The sequence below is a fragment of the Mycobacterium europaeum genome (assembly GCF_034555895.2).
Taxonomy (GTDB): Bacteria; Actinomycetota; Actinomycetes; order Mycobacteriales; family Mycobacteriaceae; genus Mycobacterium; species Mycobacterium europaeum.
In genome coordinates this window covers 1,669,340-1,693,385 of sequence record NZ_CP157315.1, presented here as the reverse complement: position 1 = coordinate 1,693,385, position 24,046 = coordinate 1,669,340, and the positions used below count along the sequence as shown (strand labels likewise).

Here is a 24,046-nt window from a genome sequence, read left to right as displayed (position 1 = left end):
CCATGATTATTCGTCGTCGTCCATCAGCGCGGCGTTGACCAGGTCCTCGAGATCCATGTCCGCGATGTCCTTCTCGGAGGTCACCTCGGCGGCCGGTTGCCCGTTACCGTCCTCGTTCGCCAACGCCAGCAACAGCTCCAGCACCCCGGCCTGCCGCAGGCGCTTGACCGGAATCGATCCCACCGCGCGCTGTATCTCGGCTTCCCCGGGCGCGGCCACGGGACTCTGCTGCTCGGATGCGCCGACGAGTTCTCGGTGCATGTAACCGGCCAGCGCGGCGGAGTTCGGGTAATCGAAGATCAGCGTGGGCGACAGCGCCAGGCCGGTGGCCGATTTCAGCCGGTTGCGCATCTCGACCGCGGTCAGCGAGTCGAAGCCCAACTCCTGGAACGCCCGGTCCGGATCGATGGACTCGGGGCTGGAGTTGCCCAGCACGGTGGCGATGTTGGACCGCACCAAGTCCAGCAGTACCGCCTGCTGCTCGTCCTCGGGCAGCCCCTCCAGCCGCTGCAGCAGGGCCGATTTCGACTTCGCCGCGGCCAGCGAATCGTCGACCTGGCGCCGGGTCGGCGCGTTGATCAGATCGACGAACATCGGCGGCAGCGTTCCGCCGTCGAACTTGACCCGCAGTGCGGCCCGGTCGATGTGGGCGGGCAACAGGAACGGCTCGTCGACGATCAGGGCGGTGTCCAGCAGCTCGAGCGCCTCGTCCGAGGACATCGCGACGATCCCGTCGCGGCCGAACCGGGCGCGATCGGCGGCACCCAGCGCGCCGGTCATGCCGCTGGCCTGATCCCACAGGCCCCAGGCCAGTGACATCGCCGGCAACCCCCGTGTGCGCCGGTACACCGCCAACCCGTCCAGGAACGAGTTGGCCGCCGCGTAGTTGGCCTGCCCCGAGGCGCCCGCCAATCCCGCCATCGACGAAAACATCACGAACGCCGCCACATCCAGCTCGCGGGTCAGCTCGTGCAGGTTCCACGCCGCATCGACCTTGGCCCGCAGCACCGCCGCCACGCGCTCCGGGGTGAGCGAGGAAATCACCGCGTCGTCGAGCACACCGGCGGCGTGGATCACGCCCGACAGCGGCCGCTGCACCGGGATATCGGCGATCACCTTGGCCAGTGCCTCCCGATCGGCCGCATCGCAGGCCACCACCTGCACCTGGGCGCCGGCAGCGCTGAGCTCCGTCACCAGTTCCGCGGCGCCCGGCGCATCCAGACCACGCCGGCTCACCAACACCAAATTGTGTGCGTGGTGGCGGGTCACGACGTGGCGGGCCAACGCCGAACCCGCCATCCCGGTGGCACCGGTGATCAGCACCGTGCCGGCCGACCAGGCATCGGGCAGCGTCATCACGACCTTGCCCACGTGGCGGGCCTGGCTCAGATACCGCAACGCTGCCGGCGCACGCCGTACGTCAAACCTGGTCACCGGCAACGGCCGTAGCACGTCGTCGCCGAACAGGGCGACCAGCTCGTCGAGGATCTGCGCGATGCGGTCCGGCCCGGCCTCGAAAAGATCGAAGGCGCGGTAGCGCACGCCGGGGTGCTCCCGGGCGACGGCCTCCGGCTCGCGCATGTCGGTCTTGCCCATCTCCAGGAACACGCCGCCGGGGGCGACGAGTCGCAGGGAGGCATCCACGAAGTCGCCGGACAGCGAATCCAGCACCAGGTCCACGCCGCGCCCACCGGTGACCGCCCGGAACTTGCCCTCGAAGTCCAGGCTGCGGGAATCCGCGATGTGGTCGTCGTCAAAGCCCATGCGCCGCAAGGTTTCCCACTTGCCGCGGCTGGCGGTCGCGAACACTTCCATTCCCAGGTGGCGGGCCAGCTGGACCGCGGCCATGCCGACCCCACCGGCGGCGGCGTGCACCAGCACCCGCTGGCCCCGCTTGGCCGCGGCCAGGTCCACCAGCGCGTAGAAGGCGGTGGCGAACACGACCGTGGTCGTCGCGGCCGCCGTGTGCGACCAGCCGGTCGGCACCTTGGCCAGCAAGCGCTGATCGGTCCTGGCGATGGTTCCGGTGCCGTCGGGAAACAGGCCCATCACGCGGTCGCCGACGGCGAACCGTCGCTCGCCCGAGCCGGTTTCCGGGCCGACCTCGACGACCACACCGGACGCCTCGATACCCATGACGGCATCCGGATCCGGGTACAGCCCCAGCGCGATCATCACGTCGCGGAAGTTGGCGGCCAAGGCCGACAGCGCAACGCGAACCTGTCCGCCGCCCAGCGGGGCGTCGGCGTCCGGGATGCGTTCCAGCCGCAGATTCTCGAAGGTGCCCGGACTGCTCATGCCCAGACGCCACGGCCCGTCGGCCGGGGGCACCAGCAGACCGCCGACGGCGCGACTGCCGTGCACCCGGGCGGTGTACACCGTGGAGCCGCGCAGCACTACCTGCGGCTCACCGGCCGACAAGGCCGCGGCGACGGACTCGTCGTCCAACCTGCCATCGGTGTCGACCAGGACGATCCGGCCGGGGTGTTCGGTCTGCGCCGAACGCACCAGGCCCCACACCGCCGCGCCCGCAAGGTCGGTGACGTCCTCGCCCGGCAACGCCATCGCGCCGCGGGTCGCCACCACCAGGGTGCCGGCCCCTTCGCGGGCCAGCCAGGACTGCAGCACCGGCAGCACCGCGCGGGTGGCCGCGTAGACATCGGCGACGACATCGCCGGCCACCGGCGCCGACTCGAACACCACCGCCGCGGGTTGCGCCGCGGCATCGTCGGATTCCGTTGCACCCCACGCGGATACCGAGACGGGCTGCACCGATGTCGACCGCTGAGCGGACCAGATGACCTCGAAGAGCCGGTCCGGTCCCGAATTCGAGACCGCCGCCAGCAGTTGCTGATCGGTCACCGGCCGGGCCACCATCGAGCCCACCGAGAGCACCGGCAGCCCCAATCCGTCGGCGAGTTCGATCGACACCGCCGAATCACTCACCGGCACGATCCGCGCCCGCACCGCCGTGGCGCCCGCCGCGTGCAGCGACACCCGCTGCCACGAGAACGGCACCAGCATCGAGCCTTCGGGGAGCTCGTCACCGTCGGAGGTCAAGATCACCGCGTGCAATGCGGCGTCGAGCATCACCGGGTGGACGCCGAACCCGGCCACCGAGACCCCGGCGTCCGCCGGCAGGGTCACCTCCGCGAAAACCTCGTCGCCGCGGCGCCACATCGAGGTCAGGCCGCGGAACGCGGGCCCGTACCCGTACCCGCGGTCGCCCAGCCGCTCATATCCGTCCCCGACGTCGACCGGGGTCGCACCCACCGGGGGCCACACCGACAGGTCCGCGCTCGGCTGCACCGACCCGGCGCGCAGCACGCCCTCGGCGTGCAACGACCAACCCGCACCCGCGTCGGCACGCGAAAAGACCGACACGGCACGGGCACCCGAGTCGTCGGCACCGCCGACCACGACCTGCACCGCGACCGAGCCCGAACCGGGCAACACCAGAGGCGCGGCCAGGTTCAGCTCGTCGACCACGCCGCAGCCCATTTCGTCGCCGGCGCGGATCGCCAGCTCGACGAATCCCGCGCCGGGGAACAGCACGACGCCGCCGACGGCGTGGTCGGCCAGCCAGCCCTGCGCGCCGGGCGACAACCGGCCCGTCAGCACCACCCCGCCGGACGCCGGCAGCTCCACCACCGCGCCCAGCAGCGGGTGCTCGCCGGGCGCGAGCCCCAGACCCGCGGCGTCGACCGCGGCGGCGCCGCCGGAGAGCCAGAACCGCCGGCGCTCGAAGGCATAGGTGGGCAGCTCCACGAAAGTGCCCGTGAATCCGGCACCCCCGATGGCCGCGCGCCAGTCCACGTCCATCCCGGCGACGAATCCCTGCGCGACCGCGCGGGTCAGGCTCACCGGTTCGGGGCGGTCCTTGCGCAGCGCCGACATGGTGATCACGGGAGCATCGGGAAGCGTTTCCTCGATGGACGCCGTCAGCCCGCTGGCGGGGCCGACCTCGAGGAAGCGGTTTCCGCCGGCCGAATGCACCAGGCGCACGCTGTCGGCGAACCGCACCGCCTCGCGAATGTGCCGTTTCCAATAGGCCGCCGAGGCGAAGTCGTCGGCCGCCAGCTCTCCGGTCACGTTCGACACGATCGGGATCACCGGCTTGCCGACGGCCAGTCCGGCTGCGACCGTGCCGAATTCGTCGATCATCGGGTCCATCAGCGGCGAGTGGAACGCGTGGGAAACCGCCAATCGGTGGACGCGGCGACCGTCGGCGCGCAGCCGGTCCGCGATCGCGGCCACCTCGTCCTCGGCGCCGGAAATGACCACCGACGCAGGCCCGTTGACGGCGGCGATGCCGACGCCGGCTTGTTCAGAGTCCACCAGCAGCGGCCGCAGCTCCTCCTCGGCGGCCTGCACGGCGATCATCGCCCCGCCCTCCGGCAGCGCTTGCATGAAGCGACCGCGCGCGGCCACCAGCACGGCCGCGTTCTCCAGCGACAGCACGCCGGCGACGTGCGCGGCCGACAGCTCGCCGATCGAGTGGCCCAGCACGACGTCGGGATGGACACCCCACGATTCGAGCAACCGGAACAGGGCGACCTCGACCGCGAACAACGCCGGCTGGGCGAATTCGGTGGTGTTCAGGAGGTTTTCGTCATGACCCCACATGACCTCGCGCAGGGGCCGCAGCAGGTGCCGGTCGAGCTCCGCCACGACCGTGTCGAACGCCTCGGCGAACACCGGGTAGGCGCCGTGCAGGCCCATCCCCATGCCCAACGTCTGGGCGCCCTGGCCGGGGAAGACGAACACGGTCTTGCCGGCCGGCGTCGCCGTGCCCTGCAGGACCGACCCGGCCTCACCGGCGGCCAACCCATCGAGCCCGGCGAGCAACTCGTCACGATCCCCACCGACGACGACGGCCCGGTGCTCGAAGTTCGACCGGCCCGCCAGCGACCATGCCACATCGCCGACCTCGAGCTCAGCGCGCCGGCGTAGGTGCTCGGCGAGCCGACCGGCTTGGGAACTCAACGCCGCCAACGACTTCGCCGACACCGCCAAGGGCACAACCGGCAGTGTGCCGCGTTCCACGACCGGCGCGGACTCGACGGGTGCGGCCTCGATGATCACATGCGCGTTGGTGCCGCTGATGCCGAACGACGACACGCCCGCCCGGCGTGCGCGGTCCGCCGGCCATTGCTGCGGCTCGGTGAGCAGCTCCACCGATCCCACCGACCAGTCGACGTGCGGGCTGGGCTCGTCGACGTGCAGCGTCGCCGGCAACAGGCCGTGGCGCATCGCGAGCACCATCTTGATCACACCGGCCACGCCGGCGGCGGCCTGCGTGTGGCCGATGTTCGACTTGATCGACCCCAACCGGAGCGGCTCGGAGCGGTCCTGCCCGTAGGTGGCCAGCAGCGCCTGGGCCTCGATGGGATCGCCCAACGTGGTTCCCGTGCCGTGGCCTTCGACCACGTCGACCTCGGCCGCGGACAATCCGGCACTGGCCAGAGCCGCGCGCACCACCCGCTGCTGCGACGGGCCGTTGGGCGCGGTCAATCCGTTGGAGGCGCCGTCCTGATTGATGGCCGATCCGCGCACCACGGCGAGCACGGGATGGCCGAGCCGCTGCGCGTCCGAGAGGCGCTCGACCACGAGCATGCCGCCGCCCTCGGAGAATCCGGTGCCGTCGGCGGCCCCCGCGTACGCCTTGCAGCGGCCGTCGGCGGACAGCCCGCGCATGCGGCTGAACTCCACGAAGATGTCGGGCGTGGCGTTGACGGTGACGCCGCCGGCCAGCGCCAGATCGCACTCCCCCGAACGCAACGACTGCGCCGCCATGTGCAGCGCCACCAACGACGACGAGCACGCCGTGTCCACCGACACCGCCGGACCCTCGAGCCCCAGCACGTAGGACACCCGGCCCGACGCCACACTCGACGACTGCCCGGTCAGGCGGAAGCCCTCCGCGGCCGGGGCCGCGCCCATGCCGTAACCCTGGGTGTAGACCCCGGCGAACATGCCGGTGGCGCTGCCGCGCAACGCGCCGGGTTCGATTCCGGCCCGCTCCAACGCTTCCCACGACAGCTCGAGGAACATCCGCTGCTGGGGATCCATCGCCAGCGCCTCGCTGGGCGCGATGCCGAAGAAGGCGGGGTCGAAGTCCGCGACACCGTCCACGAAGCCGCCGGTGCGGGTATAGCAGGTGCCCGGGACGTCGGGATCCGGGTTGTAGATGCCCGCCAGGTCCCAGCCGCGGTCGGTGGGAAAGGCCGAGAGCACGTCGCGGCGCTCGACGAGCATCTGCCACAGGTCGTCGGGCGAATTCACCCCGCCCGGATAGCGACACGCCATCCCGACGATCACGATCGGGTCGTCGCCGACGGCCCGAACCACCGGGGTGGGCGCGATTTCCTGTGGCACCCCGGCGAGTTCGCCGCGGATGTAGCCCGCCAGGCCGTTCGGTGTCGGGTAGTCGAAGATGAGGGTGGGTGAAAGCGCCAGACCCGTCGCGGTTTTCAGCCGGTTACGCATTTCGACCGCGGTCAGGGAATCGAAGCCCAAGTCCTGGAACGCCTTGTCCGGGTCGATCGCCTCCGGCGTGGTGTTGCCCAAGACGGTGGCGATGTGCGAGCGGACCAGATCGAGCAGCACGGCGTGTTGCTCGGGCTCGGGCAGCCCGTGCAGGCGGTGCGCCAGCGCCGATTTCGACTTCGCGGCGGCCAGCGAGTCGTCGACCTGGCGCCGCGCCGGCGTGTTGACCAGGTCGGCGAACATGGGTGGCACCGCGGCGGCGTGGGCGCGCAACGCGCTCAGATCGATCCGGGCGGGCGCCAGGAACGGCTCGTCGACGATCAGCGCCGTGTCGAACAACTCCATCGCCTCGTCCGACGACAAGGCCAGGATGCCGTCGCGGCCGAGCCGGGCGAGGTCGGCGGCGTCCAGCCCGCCGGTCATAGCGCTGGCCTGGTCCCACAGCCCCCAGCCCAGCGAGACCGCCGGCAACCCGTGGGCGCGCCGGTGCGCGGCCAGCGCGTCCAGGAAGCAGTTGGCCGCCGCGTAGTTGGCCTGCCCCGAAGACCCGACCAGCCCGGCCATCGAGGAAAACATGACGAACACCGACAGGTCGAGGTCGCGGGTGAGCTCGTGCAGGTTCCAGGCGGCATCGACCTTGGCGCGCAACACGGCATCCACGCGCTCCGGGGTCAACGACGTGACCACCGCGTCGTCGAGCACGCCGGCGGCATGGACCACCCCGGTGAGTGGGTGGCTCGCCGGGATGTCGCCGATCACCGAGCCCAGGGCTTGGCGGTCCGCGGCGTCGCACGCGACCGCGCGCACCCGGGCTCCGGCTTCCTCCAGCTCGGCGATCAGCTCGGCCGCGCCAGGCGCGTCGGGACCGCTGCGGCTCAACAACACCAGGCTCTGCACCCCGTGGTGCGTCACCAGGTGGCGGGCCAGCGTCGAACCCGCCATTCCGGTCCCGCCCGTGATCAGCACGGTGCCCGCCACCTCCGCGCCACCCGGCCCGGAAGGCAAAGTCATGACGACCTTGCCGATGTGGCGCGCCTGGCTCAGATACCGCAACGCCGCACGGGCGCGCCGGATGTCGAACGTGGTCACCGGCAATGGCTCGAGCACGCCGGCGTCGAACAGGCCGGCCAACTCGATCATCCACTGGTGCATCCGGGGACGGCCGGGCTCGAAAAGATCGAAGGCGCGGTAGCGCACGCCCGGATATTCCTGGGCGATTACGCCGGGGTCGCGGATGTCGGTCTTGCCCATCTCCAGGAACACACCGCCAGGCGCGACCAGCCGCAGCGAGGCGTCCACGAAGTCGCCGGCCAGCGAATCCAGCACCACATCCATTCCGGCCCTGCCGGTCCTACCCGTCACCGCCCGGAACTTGTCCTCGAACTCGAGGCTGCGCGAATCCGCGATGTGGTCCTCGTCGAAGCCCATGGCCCGCAACGTGTCCCACTTGCCCTTGCTGGCCGTCGCGAAGATCTCCAGACCCAAGTGCCGGCCCAACTGGACCGCGGCCATGCCGACACCGCCGGCCGCGGCGTGCACCAGCACGCGTTGACCCGGCTTGACATCGGCCAGGTGCACGAACGCCATGTACGCGGTCGTGAAGACGGCCGAGATGGCGGCGGCCTCGGCGTAGGACCAGTCCGCGGGCATCGGCTGCAGCAGGCGCACGTCGCCGGGGACCAGCGTGCCGCTGCCGTCGGGGAAGAACCCGTAAACCGAGTCGCCGACGGCGAATTCGGTGACGCCCGGACCGACCTCGGTCACCACGCCGGCGCCTTCACCGCCGAGCAGGGCGTCGTGGGTGAACATGCCCAGGGTGATCATGATGTCGCGGAAGTTGGCCGCGATGGCGCGCAGCGCCACCCGCACCTGACCGGGCTCCAGCGGCGCGTCGGCGTTGGGAACCGGCTCCAGCCGCAGGTTTTCGAAGGTGCCGGCGTTGCCGATACCCAGACGCCAGGGCCCGTCGGCCGGGGGCACCAAGAGATCGTCGGCTGCGCGGCTGGGCCGCACCCGCGCCGTGTAGAGCCGGCCGGCCCGTAGCAGCACCTGCGGCTCCCCCACCGCGAGCACCGACGCGGCGGCCGGATCGTCCAGTGGCACATCGGAATCCACCAGGACAACGCGGCCGGGGTGCTCCGCTTGCGCCGAACGAACCAGACCCCACACCGCCGCGCCGGGCAGGTCGCTGATGTCCTCCCCCGGCAATCCCACGGCGCCGCGAGTCGCCACGATCAGCACCCCGGAGTCGCGTTCGGTCAGCCACGCCTGCACCGCGGCCAGTGCCCGATGGGTGCGCTCGTACGTTGCGGTGAGCGGATCCTGTTCGGAGGACACAGATTCCAGTACCTCGTAGGACGGTGCGGGGCCGGTCGCCGCCGCCGCGGTCGCCGGCGACCACGCCACCTCGAACAGTCGCTCGGGGCCAGAACTCGACACCGCCGCGCGCAACTGTCGCTCGCTGACCGGGCGGGCCACCATTGCACCCACCGACAACACCGGTAAACCGAGACCGTCGGCGAGCTCGATCGAGATCGCGGTGGCGCCGCCGCCGGCAGGTGGGTTCGCCGGCGCGATGCGGGCGCGTACCGCGGTCGCACCCGCGGCGTGCAACGAAACGTCCTGCCACGAGAAGGGCAGCATCACGTCGACGGGCTGGCCCGCCGCCTGTTGCGCCATGATGACGGCGTGCATCGCCGCGTCGAGCAACGCGGGGTGCACTCCGAAGCCACCGACGCCTCCGGCCGCATCGGGCAGCCGCACCTCGGCGAACACCTCGTCGCCGCGGATCCACGTCGCGGTCAACCCCCGGAACGCCGGGCCGTAGCCGTATCCGTGGGCGGCCAACCGGTCGTAACCGTCGGCCACGTCCACCGCGACCGCGCCCTCGGGCGGCCACACCGCCAGGTCGGCGCTCGGCTCGATCGAGCGGGAGCTCAACACACCCTCCGCGTGGCACACCCACCCCGAACCGGCGTCGGCGCGGGAGAACACCGAGACTCCGCGCCGTCCCGACTCTTCGCCGGGACCGACAACCACTTGCACGGCAACCGAACTGCCGGCGGGCAGCATCAGCGGCGCCTGTAGCGTCAGTTCGTCGACCACCGAACAGCCGACCTGGTCGCCGGCCCGGATCGCCAACTCGACGAACCCCGCACCCGGGAACACCGCGGCCCCGGAGACCGCGTGATCGGCCAGCCAGCCCTGCAGGCTGGGTGACAGCCGACCCGTCAGCAACACCCCACCCGACGCGGGCAACTCCACGACCGCGCTGAGCAACGCGTGCTCGCTGGTGCCCAGCCCCAGGCCCGTGGCGTCGGCCGCCATACCCTCACCCGACAGCCAAAACCGGCGCCGGTCAAAGGCGTACGTCGGCAGTTCCACGAAGCTCGCGCCGGCCAGGAGGCCGCGCCAGTTCACGCTCACCCCCGCCACGAACGCGGCGGCGGCCGACGTCAGGAATCGCCCGAGGCCGCCGTCATCGCGCCCGAGGGTGGGAACGACGATCGCCTCGGAGTCGCCGGAGGTGCAGTCGTTGCAGGTGTCTTCGATGCCGGCGATCAGCGCGGGATGCGGACTGGATTCGACGAACGTGCGGTACCCGTGCTCGCAGGCGGCGCGCACCGCCTGGTCGAACTGCACGGTCTGCCGGATGTTGCGATACCAGTAGGCGGCGTCCAAACCTGCGGTGTCCAAACGATTCCCGGTCACCGTGGAGAAGAAGGCGACGCGGCAGGAGTTCGGTTCGATACCGTCCAGAGCCTGGACCAGCTCGTCACGGATGGCCTCGACCTCGACCGAGTGGGACGCATAGTCCACATCGATCCGGCGGGTGCGCAGCTCGAGGTCGGCGCAGAAGCCGACGAGTTCCTCCAGCGCGGCCACCTCACCCGATACCACCACCGCCGACGGGCCGTTGACGGCCGCGATGCTGACACGGTTGCCGTAGGGCGCCAACAACTCCCGCGCCCGCTCGGTGCTGCAGGCGATCGACAGCATGCCCCCGGGGTGCGCCAGTGACCGCAGCAACTTGCTGCGCAGCGTGACCACCCGAGCGGCGTCGCGCAGCGACAGCGCGCCGGCGACATACGCGGCGGCGATCTCCCCCTGTGAATGGCCGATCACCGCATCCGGGTTGACCCCGACCGATTTCCACAGTTCGGCCAGCGACACCATCACCGCGAACAGCACCGGCTGGACCACGTCCACGCGATCCATACCAGGAGCACCGGGCGCGCCGCGCAGGACGTCGATCAGCGACCAGTCGACGAATTCGGCGAACGCTTCCGCGCACGCGTCGATCTGCTGGGCGAAAACCGGTGCGGTGTCCAGCAACTCGACGCCCATGCCAAGCCATTGGGAACCCTGCCCGGGGAACACGAAGACGTTCTTGCCGGCCGGTGCCGCGCTGCCCTGAATGACCGACCCCGCCAGATCGTCGCCGGCCAGCTCGTCCAGCCCCGCCAGCAACCGGTCCCGGTCGCCACCGACGACGACGGCCCGATGCTCGAAGGTCGCGCGGCCCGCCAGCGACCAGGCCACGTCGGCGACGTCCAGCTCATCGTGCGCGCGAACATGCGCGGCCAGCCGGGCAGCCTGAGACCTCAACGCCGACAAGGATTTCGCCGACACCGCCCACGGTACGACCACGGGTTTCGGGTGGTCCTCGCGCGGCTCGGGCGCGGGGGCCGCTTCGATGATCACGTGTGCGTTGGTGCCGCTGATCCCGAACGAGGACACGCCGGCGCGTTGCACCCGGCTCCCAGCAGGCCAGGGCTGCGCCTCGGTCAGCAACGACACCGATCCCGCCGACCAGTCGACGTGCGGGCTGGGTACGTCCACATGCAATGTCGCCGGCAGCATTTCGTGGCGCATGCCCTGAACCATCTTGATCACGCCGGCCACACCCGCCGCGGCCTGGGTGTGGCCCATGTTCGACTTGATCGACCCCAGCCAGAGCGGCTCGGACCGGTCCTGCCCGTAGGTCGCCAGCAACGCCTGCGCCTCGATGGGGTCACCCAGCGTGGTGCCCGTGCCGTGGCCTTCCACCACGTCCACGTCGGCCGCCGACAGGCCGGCATTGGCCAGCGCGGCACGCACCACCCGCTGCTGCGACGGGCCGTTCGGCGCGGTCAACCCATTCGACGCACCGTCCTGGTTGACCGCCGATCCGCGCACCAGCGCCAGCACCGGATGACCCAAACGCCGGGCGTCGGAGAGCCGCTCGACGACCAGCATCGCGCCGCCCTCCGACCAGCCGACGCCGTCGGCCGCTCCGGCGTAGGCCTTGGACCGGCCGTCGGGGGCCAGCCCGCGGTGACGGCTGAATTCGACAAAGACCGTCGGGGTGGCGTTGACGGTCGCGCCGCCGGCCAGCGCCAGGTCGCACTCCCCCGAACGCAGCGACTGCACCGCCATGTGCAAGGCGACCAACGACGACGAACATGCCGTGTCCACCGACACCGCCGGACCCTCGAGCCCCAGCACGTACGACACCCGGCCGGAGGCGACGCTGGAGGTCATGCCGGTTAGCCGGTAGCCCTCGATCTCCTCGGCGAGCATGCCGTAGCCCTGGACGATGAGGCCGGCGAACACACCGGTCGCGCTGCCTCGCAGCCCGCTGGGATCGATCCCGCCCCGCTCCAGCGCCTCCCAGGACAGCTCCAGCAGCATCCGATGCTGCGGGTCCATCGCGAGCGCCTCGCTCGGGGCGATGCCGAAGAAGGCCGGATCGAAGTCGGCGACACCGTCGACGAATCCACCGGTCTTCGCGTATGTCTTGTGGCGCGCGTCGGGGTCCGGGTCGTACAGGCTCGCCAGGTCCCAGCCGCGATCGGTGGGAAAGTCCGTGATCACGTCGCGGCCGTCGGCGACCATCCGCCACAGGTCTTCCGGTGTCTGGACTCCGCCGGGGAAACGGCAGGACATCCCGACGATCGCGATCGGCTCGCTCGACCGCTCCAGCAGCGCACGGTTGGTGCGTTTCAGGCGTTCGACCTGGACCAGCGCTTTACGTAGCGCTTCGGTCGCATGCTGGAGTTGATCCACCATCAATACCTCTCGCCTAACATGGCCGTCAGCTGCCCTGATGCGACTCTCGCCGAGTCACGGAAATTGCCGCACGATGCGATGTCGTGCCGCTCCGGCCCAAGAATGTCGCTGGTGAGTATCGCCAACTCCGACGGGATTTCAAAACGTCCGATGCTCCCGGCTGCTACGGGAGGACCGGCTTCGGCGTGCGGAACGCCTTGTCCAAGGGGATCGAAAACGCGCCGTTGCGCCCGTGGGTCCCGAGGCCTGCCCCGACCCGGGCAGACCGGGATACAACTGACGCGCCTTCCATGGCGCGACTGTACCCGGCCGTGCATCGACAGTGGTCAGGACGGCTCAGACACCGGCCCGGCGCCAGCCGTCGGCCGCGCGAGCGGCCCGGATCAGCACGTCGCACAGTTCGCGCAGTTCGGCGGCCCGGGCTCCCTCTTCGAGGGCGGTGACGACGTCCTCGGCCGCGCAGCGCACCTGGTAGACGCGGTCGGACAGGTCGACCGCATCGTCGGCCGACAGGACGACGGCGTCAGGGGGCAGCGCCAATGGGGCCCCGGCGGCGCCCCTGGTCAATGAGGCACGTTGTTCGTACGCCCGCTGCCGGCACGACTGCCGGCAGTACTGGCGGCGACGTCCCATCCCCGCGTCGGACACGTCGCGACCGCACCAGCGACAGGGTTGCGGATGGGGTCGACGGCTCACGCCTGCCGACTTTAGTCGGGTTCGCGCGGCGATCCCGGTATCATTGAAGGTCGCGTCGCGTACGCCGGCCACCGAACCGGGAACTACGCAGAGCGCCACGACGTTTGCCAAGCGGACAGAAGTGCACTACAGCAGCCCACAAGAGCAGCCCACAAGTTCGAAGCACCTAGAGGAGTAGCAACATGGCTGATCGCGTCCTTAGGGGCAGTCGTCTCGGAGCCGTGAGCTACGAGACCGACCGCAACCACGACCTCGCGCCGCGCCAGATCGCGCGGTACCGCACCGAGAACGGCGAGGAGTTCGAGGTTCCGTTCGCCGACGATGCGGAGATCCCCGGCACCTGGCTGTGCCGCAACGGCATGGAAGGCACCCTGATCGAGGGTGACCTGCCCGAGCCCAAGAAGGTGAAGCCGCCGCGCACCCACTGGGACATGCTGCTGGAACGGCGCAGCGTCGAAGAGCTCGAAGAGCTGCTCAAGGAGCGGCTCGAAATCATCCGGTCACGCCGCCGGGGCTGATCCCGCCGGCTTAGCTGCGGTTGTCCGCGCGCTGGGTGCCGGCGCGGCTCGTGCGGCCCTCGATACCCCACCGGGTGACCTTGACCAGCGCCTCGCGGATGTTCGATCCGCTCATCTTCGAGACGCCGAGTTCACGCTCGGTGAAGGTGATCGGCACCTCGGCGATGACGAACCCGTTGCACACCGTGCGCCACGTCAGGTCGATCTGGAAGCAGTAACCCTTGGAATCCACGGCGTCGAGCCCGATCGCCTCGAGAACTTCGCGGCGGTAGGCGCGGTAGCCGGCGGTGATGTCGTGGACGCCGATACCCAGCGCGAGCCGCGCATAGGTGTTGGCCGTCCACGACAGCGCCCAGCGTCGCCACGGCCAATTTCGCACCGACCCGCCCTCGACATAGCGGGAGCCGATGGCCAGATCGGCTCCGGCGTCGATGGCGTCCAGGAGGAGGTGCAGCTGTTCGGGCGCGTGGCTGCCGTCGGCATCCATCTCCACCAGCACCGAGTAGTCACGGCTGAGCCCCCAGGCGAAGCCCGCCAGATACGCCGCGCCCAGCCCGTCCTTGGCGGTGCGGTGCATCACGTGGGTGCGACCGGCGTCGGCGGCGGCCAGTTCCTCGGCGAGCTCACCGGTGCCGTCGGGGCTGCTGTCGTCGACGATGAGCAGGTGCACGTGGGGGCACGCGTCCTTCAACCGCCGGTGGATCACCGGCAGGTTCTCCAGCTCGTTGTAGGTGGGGATGATCACCAGGACGCGCTCGCTGGGGCGACTGCCCGAGTCCCGGGGCGCCGGCTGGCCGGTGGTCATGTAGCTCCTCTGTGTCGCCCGAAATTACGCGACGGTCGTCGGCCGCCCTCGTGGAGCGGAGTGTAGTCACCGCCGTCATCCGGCGGCGTCTGGTCCCCGCCCCCGTCGGGCGGGGTGTCCGAGTCAACCTCGCCCGGTGGGGTTTCGCCCGGGGGCATGCCGCCGCCCGGGGATTCGTCCGTGGCCTCGGACCTCCGGCGAACCGGACGCGGGAACCACCCATTGTGCCGTATCCCGGCCAGGATGGCCGCCCCAGCCGCCGCGACCATGAGCCACTGCAACAGCGGGCCCCAGCGGGTGGCCGGCGTCAACTTCGTCTTCAGGCGAACCTGAATGTCCAGGTAATCGGGCTGGAAGAAGTCGGTGCGCACCAGCTCCGCCCCGTCCGGCGCGATCACCGCGCTGATCCCGGTGGTGCCGGCGACCACCACGTATCGATCGTGCTCGACGGCCCGTACCTTCGCGAAGCCCAACTGCTGTTCGCTCATCGTCTTGTTGAAGGTGGCGTTGTTGCTGGGCACGGCCAGCAACTGGGCCCCGTTGCGGACCGCGTTGCGCGGGACACGGTCGAAGATCACCTCCCAACAGGTGGCGACCCCGACCGGCACCCCGGCGATGTGCACGATGTCCCGGCCGGGGCGGGGCACCATGTTCCCGGCGCGGTCGGCGTAGTTGGAGAGATGCCTGAACAGCCACGGCATCGGCAGGTATTCGCCGAACGGCTGCACTATTTCCTTGTCGTGCCGGTCGGCCGGTCCGGTCGCCGGGTTCCACACGATCATGGTGTTGGTGTATTGCGGATTCTCCGGCGGGCTGCCGGGCAGCTCGGACACGGTGCCGATCAGGATCGGCGCGCCGATCGCGGTCGCGGCCTGCGATATCTCCAGCGCGGCGTCGATGTTCACCAGCGGGTCGATGTCCGATGAGTCCTCCGGCCAGATCACGAATTGAGGTTGCGGCGCCTGTCCCGAGCGCACGTCCTCCGCCAGGTGCAGCGTCTCGCGAACATGGTTGTCGAGCACCGCCCGGCGCTGCGCGTTGAAGTCGAGACCGAGCCGCGGCACATTGCCCTGCACCACCGCCACGGTGACCGTCGGCTCGCCGCCCGATCCGGCGCCGGCATGGCGAACCTGGGGCCAGACGACGACGGACGCGAACAAGACCAGGCAGATGCAGACCCCGGGCAGCACCACGGCCGGCGGCGCCGCGTCGGCTCTCGCCGCTTCGTCGCCGCCGCGATGCGCCCGGTTGCCGGTGCGCCACCACTTCACGATCTCGAGCTCGATGGCGGTCGCGCTGAACCCCACCAGCACGATCGCGGTCGAAAGCAGCGCCGGGCCGCCGAGCTGGGCCAACGGCAAGAAGGGGCCCTGCGCCTGGCCGAAGGCCACCACGCCCCACGGGAAGCCGCCGAACGGGACGGCCGACTTCAGCCATTCCTGGGCCGCCCACACCAGCGCGAACCAGACGGGCCAGCCCGGCAGCCGGCGCACGACCACCGCGCACAGCCCGAACAGCGCGGGGAACAGCGCACACGTCAGCGCCAACGCCATCCACGGCACAGCGCCGACGAGCATGCTGATCCAGGGCAGCAGCGGCAGATAGAACGCCAGCCCGAACAGGAACCCGTAGCCCAAGCCGCCCGCCGGCGTCGTCGCCGGGTGCTTGAGCACCCACGCCAGCAATGCGGCCGCGACGACCGCGCCCCACCACCAGTTCAGCGTCGGGAAGCTGGTGAATAGCAGCACGCCCCCCGCGACGGCGCACACCAGCCGGGTCAGGCGGGGCAGCAGGGCGGCCCGGACGGCGGGCAGCCGCGCCGACACCCGGCGCCCCGCGCGCCCCAGGCGGTCCGTCAGCGGTGGCGCGCCCGGCTGCGGGGCGCCGAGTCCGTCGTCGTCCTCGGGTTGCGGCCCGGGCTCCGGCCGGACGTCGACGGGTTCGTCGTCGCGCTCGGCTTCGGCTTCGTCGCTGATCGGGTCGGTATCCAGGTGCGCCGCGGGGCCGTCGTCCACCGCGCCGGGTTCGTCGGACCGGCCGGGCCGGTCCTGTCGGCCGAACCACTCCCTAGCCATGGATGACAGCGCCCCGATGCACCGTTCGACGGCAGCGCGGCAGGGCATCGGTCGGGCCCAGGCGCGGTAACGCCGGCACCCGGGCGCGCGGATCGGTCGACCAGCGCGCGACGGCGTCGCGGGGTGCGTGGACGTCCAGCTCCCCGGCGTCCCAGACGGCGTAGGAGGCCGGCGCGCCGGGCACCAGCGTCCCGGTCCTGCCGTCCTGGACGCCGGCCGCCCGCCAGCCGCCGCGGGTGGCGGCGGCGAACGCGGCCCGCGCGGAGATCGCGCTGCCGGGGGTTCGATGATTGACCGCCGCGCGCACGCTCGCCCACGGGTCGAGGCCCGTTACCGGGGCGTCGGAACCTAGCGCGAGGGGCACGCCTTGGGATGCTAACAGCGCAAGCGGGTTGAGCCGGCTGGCTCGTGGGGCTCCGAGGCGGCGCGCGTACATGCCGTCGGCGCCGCCCCACAACGCGTCGAAGTTGGGCTGCACGCTGGCGATGACGCCCCATCGCCCCAGCTGGGCGGCCTGCTCCTCGCTGACCATTTCGACGTGCTCGAGGCGGTGACCGCACCGGGCGACGGCCACCGCGCCGAGCCGCGCGACGACCCGTTCGAAGGCGGTGACCACCGCCGACACGGCCGCGTCGCCGATGACGTGGAAACCCGCGGTCACCTCGGCCTCGGTGCAGGCCCGGACGTGCGCCTCGATGGCGTCGGGGTCGAGGTAGCAGGTGCCGAGCCGGTCCGCGGCGTCGGCGTACGGCTCGTGCAGCCAGGCGGTGCGCGACCCGAGCGCACCGTCGACGAAGAGATCGCCCGCCAGCCCGCGGGCCCCGGTCTCCTCGATGAGCGCGCGCGCCCGCGCGGGCGTGCTCACCGCCTCGCCCCAGTAGCCGGTCACCTCGACGCCGTGATCGAGGGCCCGCAGTTGCAGCCAGTCGTCCAGCCCGCCGATCTCGGGTCCGGCGCATTCGTGCACCGCGACGATGCCGGCGGCCGCGGCGGCCCGGAGCGCGGCCGCCCGGGCCTGCGCCAGCTGCCCGGGCGTCAGCAGGCCACGGGCAGCGGCGCGGACCAGGTGATGGGCGTCACCGGTGAGCGGCCGGTCGGGGGTGTAGCCGGCCGCCGCCGGGAGCTCCGCGACCAGCCGGCGCAACCCGGTCGAGGCGAGCGCGGAGTGGACGTCCACCCGGGACAGGTAGGCGGGCCGGTCACCGAGGACGGCGTCGAGGTCGGCCGTGCGCGGCGGGCTGTTCTCGGGCCAGGACGACTCGTCCCAGCCGTGCCCCCACACGGGCCGGTCGGGGTGGGCGGCCGCATGGTCGGCGACCATCTGGATGCACTGCGCCCGCGAGCGCGCCGCGCCCAGGTCCAGGCCGCTGAGCGTCAAACCGGTGGCGGTGAGGTGGAGATGGCTGTCCACGAAGCCCGGCGCCACGAAACCGCCGGCCAAGTCCTCGACGTCGGCGCCGGGAAAGAGGCTGCGGCCGACGTCATCGCTGCCCAGCCACGCGACGACGTCCCCGCGCACCGCCATCGCGGTGGCGTCGGGGTGGGTCGGGCTGTGCACCCGGCCGTTGACCAGCAGCGTGGTGGACGTCTCGCTCACAGGGCAAAGCTACGTGTGCCGGTGGGCCCGTGGTCAGTCCCAGGCGGGCCGGCCCGGGAATCCGCCCCGCGCCGGCTCGTTCGGCAGCGCGGGCGGCCGGATGTCCCGGACGTCGACGACCTCGCCGTCGATGTACCCGTCGAGGGAGCCGTCCCCCGCGGCCGCGCCCTGACGCTCGCCGGCGCCGAACAGCGCCGTGTCGGCGAGCAGCGGCACGCGCCTCCGCAGACCGCGCATCGCGAGAGCGGCCAACCCCGGGCCGACGGCCGAGCGAACGGGCGGCACCAGCAGCAGGAGCCCCGACACCGTGGTGACCGGTCCGGGTATCACGACCAGCAGGGCGCCCAGCGTGACCAGCGTCCCGTCCCGCACCGCCGCGCGCCGCTCGGCGAGGCCGGACCGCAGGTGCCCGATCTGGCGGAGCAGGTGCGAGCCCGTCATCGGCACCAAAAGCCCCCAGCCGAGCACGAAGCTGCCCAGCAGCACGAGCAGCGTCCAACCCCACCCGATCGTCGCTACCAGGGCGGTGATCGCCGCCAGCTCGACGACGGCGTAGACGAGAAACAGCCGTGACAACATGTCACGCCAACGTCCGCCGGCCGAGCCGAAGTTCCCATGGTGGCGTCCGGGCCGATTGCAGTTAGATGACGATATGACGACGATTGAGATCGACACCCCGGATGGACCGATCGACGCGCTGCTGGACCTGCCCACCGGTCAGGGCCCGTGGCCCGGCGTGGTGGTGGTCCACGACGCGTTCGGCTACGGCAGGGACAAAGAGTCGACCAACAAGCGCATCGCTCAGGCCGGCTACGTGGCGATCACGCCGAACATGTACGCGCGGGGCGGGCGCATCCGCTGCATCACCCGGGTCATGAAGGAGCTGCAGACGCAGCGCGGCCGCGCCCTCGACGACATCCTGGCCGCCCGCGATCACCTGAAGTCCATGCCCGAATGTTGCGGCCAGGTCGGCATCGCGGGTTTCTGCATGGGCGGCCAGTTCGCACTCGTGATGGCGCCCAAGGGTTTCGGTGCCTCCGCGCCGTTCTACGGCGCTCCCCTGCCGCGGCACCTCGACGAGACCCTCGACGGGGCGTGCCCCATCGTGGCCAGCTTCGGCGCCCGCGACCCGCTGGGCCGGGGCGCGCCCGAGAAACTGCGCGCGACCGTCGCCCGCAAGAACATCACCGCCGACGTCAAGGTCTACCCCGGAGTCGGGCACAGCTTCGCCAACGAATTGCCCGCCCAGCCGCTGCTTCGCATCACCGGCTTCGGCTACGACCGCGCGGCCACCGAGGACGCGTGGGGCCGCGTCTTCGCCTTCTTCGGCGAGCATCTGGCGGCCGGAACGTAGCGCGTTCCGCCACCCCGTCGTCGCCCACCAACGCGGCGCCCCGCAGGGTCAGGCCTGCGCCACCCTGAGCTCGAGACCGACGTTGTTCTCCATGCCGCCGCGTAGCTTGCTGAAGACGTTGAACACCTTGCCCATCACGCCGTAACGCTTGCCGATCGCGTCATAGACCGTGGCGGTGTGCGACTTGTCGAGGATGGCGGCGGTGCCTTCGGCGGCCTCGCTGGTCGGGCGGCCCTGCATGGTGCAGGTGGCCAGCGTGACCCGCGGAGTGTTGCGGATCCGCTTGACCTTCCACGACCTTTCCTGGGTGATGACCAGTAACCGGTCCTTGTCCGCCGCGGCCCAGATCGGCGTCGGCTTGGGCCTGCCGTCCTTGGTGAAAGTGGTCAGCAGAATGTATTGCGCCTTGGCGAGATCGGCGAAGGTGGGCGTCACGGTACCAACCTACTCGGCGACGTTGACATTCTCAGACGTCAGCTGCAATAGTCAGCCCTTAAGTGAAAACATTGTTTTCGTTTAAGCGCATGCAGCCGCGACCGGAGTGGGGAAACGCATGAGCGATCCGAAGAACCCGATGACGTGGCTGCCGTTCTCGATCGCCGAGGCAGCGCTCTCGGGATCCGACGACGACAATGCGGACCTCTCCCAGGCGTGGTCATATCTGCAGACACGGCTCCGCGACGCAGCACAGATCGTGCAATCGGATCCGGCCAGTCGCAATCGACTCGATCTCGCCGCGGGAATGCGCCACCTGCTCGTGCTGCTCACCGCGGGTATCGATGAGGTGCTGCGGTTCGACACCGACCCGATCCTGTCTGTCCGGCCCACCAGCACCGACGACCTCGTGACCTGGGGAATGGAATGCCCCGACTGCATTTACACCCGCGCCGTGCTGCGCGGCGGAGACAGTTACCGACTGTTCGGGAATCGAGGCACCGCACGCTACGTCGGGCTGCAGACGATGAACGGCGTCGCCGCAACGGCCAACGCACTGGTCGACGAACTCGAGGTGGACGCCGACGGCAACTTCGAGGTCTCGCTGTCGCCTGACGAACGACCGGGCAATTGGATGCGGATCGAAGGTGACAATCCCACGTTGACGGTGCGGCACTTCTTCTACGACTGGGACACCGAAGTGGCTTCATCGCTGCACATCGAGCGAGTCGGCGACGGGGTTGGCGCCGAGCACCGTTCGGTCGACGCCGCGGTGGCGGTGTCGCGACAGTTGGTTGCCCTCGGCGACTTCGTCAAAGACAACCTGGCGTTCTTTCTGCAATTCGGTGCCGCGGCGCCGACGAACGGGTTCTTGCCGCCGATCGACCGCACCGCGATGGGGGCGGCCGCGGAGAACCGGCCGGTGATCGGTCGGTGGGAGCTGCGCCCGGACGAGGCGCTCATCGTGGAAGTCGAGCCGCCACAAGGCCTCTACTGGAGCTTCTCTATCGGCAATCCGTGGTGGGAGACGATCCATTACGGGCGCCACCAGTCCAGCCTGAACGCTCATCAGGCGGCGGTGGACTCCGACGGCTTGGTGCGTGTGGTGCTGTGCTCGGAAGACCCCGGCGTCGCGAATTGGCTTGACACCGCAGGCCACAGCAACGGCCCCATCATCCTGCGCTGCGTGCGCACCGAGACCGCGCCGACGCCGTCGACGCTCGTCGTGCCGTTCGGCGACATACCTGCCCACCTGCCCCCGGACACCGCGACCGTCACACCCCGAGAGCGTGCGTCGGTGATCGCCGCGCGCCGCAGCGCCGTGCGCGAAAGGTTCGGATAACGATGTTTGACGCCGACGAGTTGGAGGCCGGCGCCCGTGCCGCAACCGGTCTCGACGATTTCGGATCCTCGTACTACCGTGCGGGGCTCGAACGCATCGTCGACGCGCTGAACACCGAGGCGGGCCTCAACGACATCGGCCAGGTCATCCAGCACGCGACGATCAGCAACGCGTTGATTCAGCGCCTGAAGGTCGAGGACACCTATCGACAACATCCCGAGATCGACGACGAGGTGATTGACGGACCCGTCTTCGTGATCGGATTACCCCGCACCGGCACCACGGCATTGAGCCAACTGGTGGCCGCCGATCCGCAATTCCGGTCGCTGCGGATGTGGGAGTCGCAGGCGCCCACACCCCCGCCGGAGAGCGCCACCCAACACGTCGATCCGCGGATCGCGCAGGCCGAGGCGGGGCTGAAGATGCTCGACGACATGTTCCCGTTGATGAGGACGCTGTACAACTCGGAGCCGACGGCCGCGACCGAATGCCAGGATCTGATGGGAATGAGCTTTCGCACCTTCCACTTTGACGGAGCAGTGCGCGCCCCGGGATACCTGGCATGGCTGATGGAATGCGACATGCGCGAGACGTACACCTTTCACCGACGGGTCCTCAAGCTGTTGCAGTGGCATTGCCCGCCGACGCTGTGGCATCTGAAGACCCCGGTACACATGTTCGCCCTCGACGCACTCGTCGAGGCCTACCCGAATGCGAAATTTCTCTGGAGTCACCGAGATCCGGCCAAGGTGATGGGCTCGGTATGCAGCCTGATCCAGTACGTGCGCAGCTGGAGCAGCGACCGCAACGACGCCAACGAGCTCGGCGCCGAACAGCTGGACAGCTGGGTCGAAGCTGTGCGGCGGGCAATGGATTTCCGCAGCCGGGTGGGTGACGACCGGTTCGCCGACGTCTCGTTCGCGGATCTGCAAGCTGATCCGGTGCGCACGTTGCAATCCAGTTATGAGCGCCTGGGTTTGAGCTTTACCGACGGCACCACAGACTCGGTCAAGCAGTGGGCGGAAGGGCACCAACCCGGCTCTCGTGGTGCGCACGACTATGACCTGGCCGCATATGGCCTCACAGCCGCAGGGGTCCGTGAGCGATTTGCGGACTACCTCGCCGCCTACGATGCAACCGCCTGAGCCGATGAGCGCTCCCCGGGCGCGGCGACGCGACAAGCTGGACCCGGACCCGGCGGTGCGCCGCGAGATTCTGGTAGCCGCGTCAACAACGCTGCGCGAGCAGGGAGTTCGCGGATTGAGCATTGCCGCGGTGCTGGACCGCGCCAAGTTGAGCACCCGCGCCTTCTATCGGCATTTCGACTCCAAGGATGAGCTGGTGGCCGCGGTGTTCCTCGATACCGCGCGCGCGGAACGGCGGCGACTGCAACGCCGAATGTCGGCCGCCGCAACAGAGATCGAAGCCGTCGCGGCGTGGATCGACGGGCGACTCGACCTTGCGTTCGACGAGAACATCAAATCCGATCTGCGGCGGCTGTCGCTGGAAGCTCAATCGCAGACCTTCGCCTCGCCCGGGCTGGTCCAGCCCGCATACGCGGAAATGCTCAAGCCGCTCAGCGCAGTGCTGCAGCGCGGACAGCAGGCCGGGGTGTTCCGCCGCATCGACCCGGTGACCGACGCCGAGTTCATCCACGGTGTGGTGTGGGCGAGCACCAACCGGCAGTGGCGGACCGGAAATTGCGACCGTGACAAAGTCCGCGCAGACGCCCTCCGCTTCTGCCTGCGTGCGTTGGGCGTGGCACCCGAAGCGGTCGATCAAGTCTGCTCAACCGACTGACCGAAGGAGTATCGATGGACCTGGGTTTCACCGGCTCGACGGCCGTGGTCACCGGCGGCAGTAAGGGTATGGGACTGGCCATCGCCGAAACCCTCGCGGCCGAGGGGGCCCGGGTGGCCGTGATGGCTCGTGGCAGAGGGGCGCTCGACGCCGCGGTGGAATCGCTGCGCCAGGCTGGCGCTCCCGACGCCGTGGGGATCAGCGTGGATATGGCCGACGCCGAGTCCATCGCTGACGCCTTCACGGCCGTCTCGGAGCGCTGGGGCCACCTCAACAGCCTGGTTCACACGATCGGCCCGGGCGACGGCTATTTCGAGCAGATGGACGACGCCCAATGGGAAGAGGCGTTCACCCTTGGCACGATGTCGGCTGTGCGATCGATCCGCGCCTCGTTGCCGCTGTTGCGCTCCGCCGACTGGGCGCGCATCGTGACGCTGTCCGCACACTCGATTCAACGGCAGAACCCGCGCATCGTCGCCTACACCGCATCGAAGGCCGCACTGGCCAGCGTCACCAAGAACCTCTCGAAGAGCCTTGCCAAGGACGACATTCTGGTCAACTGTGTGTGCCCGGGAACCATCGTGACGGCCAGCTTCACGGAGGCCCTCAAGGACATCCTGGCCGCCGATGGCCTCGACGCCACCGATCCGGTCGACGTCATGACCTGGATCGACAACAACTTTCACCAGCCCTGCGACCTCGGGCGTGCCGGACTTCCCGAAGAGGTCGCTTCCGTCACCGCCTACCTGGTGTCGCGGCGAAACGGCTATGTCACCGGGGCGACCGTAAACGTCGACGGCGGATCGGACTTCATCTGACGCCGGTCCGGCGAGCAGACGCAGAATCGCATCGGAAGGTGCCTTCGCGTGCGATTCTGCGTCTGC

Annotated in this window: 11 protein-coding genes and 1 pseudogene; 6 read left to right on the top strand and 6 right to left on the bottom strand. The window is 70.2% G+C overall.

The annotated features are described in order from the left end of the window. Nucleotides 1-6: 6 nt before the first annotated feature. Both U8D42_RS07940 and U8D42_RS07935 read right to left on the bottom strand, forming a co-directional pair. Nucleotides 7-12,540 (bottom strand): type I polyketide synthase, encoded by a 12,534-nt coding sequence (locus U8D42_RS07940; RefSeq protein ID WP_322860633.1) that lies wholly within the window; start codon nt 12,538-12,540, stop codon nt 7-9. 336 nt (nt 12,541-12,876) lie between these two features. Next, a complete protein-coding gene (locus U8D42_RS07935) occupies nt 12,877-13,236 on the bottom strand; it encodes a hypothetical protein (protein WP_085239862.1) in 360 nt (119 codons plus the stop codon). 182 nt (nt 13,237-13,418) lie between these two features. Between U8D42_RS07935 and rbpA the strand changes: the two genes are divergently transcribed. Continuing rightward, a complete protein-coding gene (gene rbpA / locus U8D42_RS07930) occupies nt 13,419-13,754 on the top strand; it encodes an RNA polymerase-binding protein RbpA (RefSeq protein WP_023364597.1) in 336 nt (111 codons plus the stop codon). Nucleotides 13,755-13,764: 10 nt separating this feature from the next. Here rbpA and lnt read toward each other — a convergent pair. The 3 genes and pseudogenes from lnt to U8D42_RS07915 form a co-directional block, all read right to left on the bottom strand. Continuing rightward, nucleotides 13,765-16,634 (bottom strand): annotated as a pseudogene (gene lnt / locus U8D42_RS07925) (apolipoprotein N-acyltransferase). After that, nucleotides 16,627-18,159, bottom strand: a complete 1,533-nt coding sequence (locus U8D42_RS07920) for an amidohydrolase (RefSeq protein WP_322860722.1) — start codon at nt 18,157-18,159, stop codon at nt 16,627-16,629. The pseudogene lnt and the gene U8D42_RS07920 overlap by 8 nt, the downstream one beginning before the upstream one ends. Before the next feature lie 105 nt (nt 18,160-18,264). Continuing rightward, nucleotides 18,265-18,810, bottom strand: a complete 546-nt coding sequence (locus U8D42_RS07915; RefSeq protein WP_322860632.1) for an FxsA family protein — start codon at nt 18,808-18,810, stop codon at nt 18,265-18,267. A 73-nt stretch (nt 18,811-18,883) separates the two neighbouring features. Here U8D42_RS07915 and U8D42_RS07910 point away from each other — a divergent pair, with 73 nt between their 5' ends. Next, nucleotides 18,884-19,585 (top strand): dienelactone hydrolase family protein, encoded by a 702-nt coding sequence (locus U8D42_RS07910; RefSeq protein ID WP_322860631.1) that lies wholly within the window; start codon nt 18,884-18,886, stop codon nt 19,583-19,585. Nucleotides 19,586-19,633: 48 nt separating this feature from the next. Here U8D42_RS07910 and U8D42_RS07905 read toward each other — a convergent pair whose 3' ends face one another. After that, the gene (locus U8D42_RS07905) at nt 19,634-20,020 is read right to left on the bottom strand and encodes a PPOX class F420-dependent oxidoreductase (RefSeq protein WP_085239856.1); all 387 of its coding nucleotides are present in this window, start codon (nt 20,018-20,020) and stop codon (nt 19,634-19,636) included. 118 nt (nt 20,021-20,138) lie between these two features. Here U8D42_RS07905 and U8D42_RS07900 point away from each other — a divergent pair, with 118 nt between their 5' ends. From U8D42_RS07900 to U8D42_RS07885, 4 genes are read left to right on the top strand one after another with little or no spacing between them, the layout of a single operon-like run. Further along, complete coding sequence (locus U8D42_RS07900; protein ID WP_322860630.1) at nt 20,139-21,362, top strand: DUF1214 domain-containing protein; 1,224 nt, start codon at nt 20,139-20,141, stop codon at nt 21,360-21,362. A gap of 2 nt (nt 21,363-21,364) precedes the next feature. Continuing rightward, nucleotides 21,365-22,507, top strand: a complete 1,143-nt coding sequence (locus U8D42_RS07895; protein ID WP_322860629.1) for a sulfotransferase family protein — start codon at nt 21,365-21,367, stop codon at nt 22,505-22,507. A gap of 4 nt (nt 22,508-22,511) precedes the next feature. Continuing rightward, on the top strand, nt 22,512-23,162 hold the full coding sequence (locus tag U8D42_RS07890) for a TetR/AcrR family transcriptional regulator (RefSeq protein ID WP_085239854.1): 651 nt from the start codon (nt 22,512-22,514) through the stop codon (nt 23,160-23,162). Between the two features lie 14 nt (nt 23,163-23,176). After that, nucleotides 23,177-23,980 (top strand): SDR family NAD(P)-dependent oxidoreductase, encoded by an 804-nt coding sequence (locus tag U8D42_RS07885; RefSeq protein WP_322860628.1) that lies wholly within the window; start codon nt 23,177-23,179, stop codon nt 23,978-23,980. The last annotated feature ends 66 nt before the right edge of the window (nt 23,981-24,046 follow it).

Excerpts from the sequence above, each read along its gene's own strand:
- U8D42_RS07895 (WP_322860629.1), top strand. The coding sequence starts at position 21,365 with ATGTTTGACGCCGACGAGTTGGAGGCCGGCGCCCGTGCCGCAACCGGT.
- U8D42_RS07885 (WP_322860628.1), top strand. The coding sequence starts at position 23,177 with ATGGACCTGGGTTTCACCGGCTCGACGGCCGTGGTCACCGGCGGCAGT.
- U8D42_RS07920 (WP_322860722.1), bottom strand. The coding sequence starts at position 18,159 with ATGGCGGTGCGCGGGGACGTCGTCGCGTGGCTGGGCAGCGATGACGTC.
- U8D42_RS07890 (WP_085239854.1), top strand. The coding sequence starts at position 22,512 with ATGAGCGCTCCCCGGGCGCGGCGACGCGACAAGCTGGACCCGGACCCG.
- U8D42_RS07915 (WP_322860632.1), bottom strand. The coding sequence starts at position 18,810 with ATGTTGTCACGGCTGTTTCTCGTCTACGCCGTCGTCGAGCTGGCGGCG.
- U8D42_RS07940 (WP_322860633.1), bottom strand. The coding sequence starts at position 12,540 with ATGGTGGATCAACTCCAGCATGCGACCGAAGCGCTACGTAAAGCGCTG.
- U8D42_RS07910 (WP_322860631.1), top strand. The coding sequence starts at position 18,884 with ATGACGACGATTGAGATCGACACCCCGGATGGACCGATCGACGCGCTG.
- U8D42_RS07900 (WP_322860630.1), top strand. The coding sequence starts at position 20,139 with ATGAGCGATCCGAAGAACCCGATGACGTGGCTGCCGTTCTCGATCGCC.
- rbpA (WP_023364597.1), top strand. The coding sequence starts at position 13,419 with ATGGCTGATCGCGTCCTTAGGGGCAGTCGTCTCGGAGCCGTGAGCTAC.